General features: G+C 71.6%; 1 protein-coding gene and 1 pseudogene. Both read right to left on the bottom strand.

The annotated features are described in order from the left end of the window. Window positions 1-245 (bottom strand): annotated as a pseudogene (locus A9X00_RS00245) (serine/threonine protein kinase); the annotation flags it as partial. A 37-nt stretch (window positions 246-282) separates the two neighbouring features. Then, a partial coding sequence (locus A9X00_RS00240; RefSeq protein ID WP_156771859.1) for an amidohydrolase family protein occupies window positions 283-923 on the bottom strand: 641 nt, incomplete at its 5' end.

Raw genomic sequence — 923 nt, 5'->3', positions numbered from 1 at the left:
TCGAACTCGCCGCGGTCGCGGACCTCGACGATGTTCGGGTGATACAGGTTCGTCGCGATCGGGTGGTCCGCCCAAAACCTCCGGCGGAACTCGCCGTCCGCCGACAACGCCGGCGCCAGGACCTTCAACGCCTTCCAGCGCGACGAACGGGGGTCCTGGACAAGGTAGACCGCACCAGTCGCTCCAGCACCCAGCCTCCGCGCGACCAGGTAACCGGCGAAGGTCGCGCCGCTGGCCAACGCCATCACGCGATCCTAACCACGATCGCGGCGCCGCGCGCGCCTAGCCATGTGGCCGAAAGACCTTGCCGCGCAATATCACCAGGTCCGGCCGGTTCAGCACGCCGGGGCCTCGTCTGGGGTCCTCGGAGTAGCACAGCAGGTCGGCCGACGCCCCGTGATCGAGACCGGGCCGGCCCAGCCAGCGACGGGCGTCCCAGCACGCCGCGCCCAGCGCCTCGGTCGCGCTCATGCCGATGCCCTTGAGCGCCTCGACCTCGTCGGCGATCCGCCCGTGCGCGATCATGCTGCCGGCGTCGCTGCCGGCGTAGATCGGCACGCCCGCCTCGCGCGCCGCCGCCGTGCGCGCCGGGCACCGCGCGAGCAGGTCGCGCATGTGCGCGGCGTAGGCCGGGTAGCGCGCCGCGGAGTCCGCGATGCCTTGGAAGTTTTCCAGGGTGTTGATCAACGTGGGCACCAGCGCTGTTCCCTGCGCGAGCATCAGGGCGATGGTGTCGTCGGTGAGCCCGGTGCCGTGTTCGATGCAGTCGATGCCGGCGTTGATCAGGCCGGGCAGCGCGTCCTCGCTGAAGACATGCGCGGTGACGCGGGCGCCGTGGGCGTGCGCGGCGTCGATCGCGGCCTTGAGCACGTCGTCGGACCACAGCGGGGCGAGGTCGCCGACGCCGCGGTCGATCCAGTCGC

The sequence above is a fragment of the Mycobacterium sp. 1245805.9 genome (genome assembly GCF_001672915.1).
Lineage (GTDB): Bacteria > Actinomycetota > Actinomycetes > Mycobacteriales > Mycobacteriaceae > Mycobacterium.
Note: the sequence above shows the minus strand (reverse complement) of the source record. Positions and strands in the feature narration are given on the sequence as shown.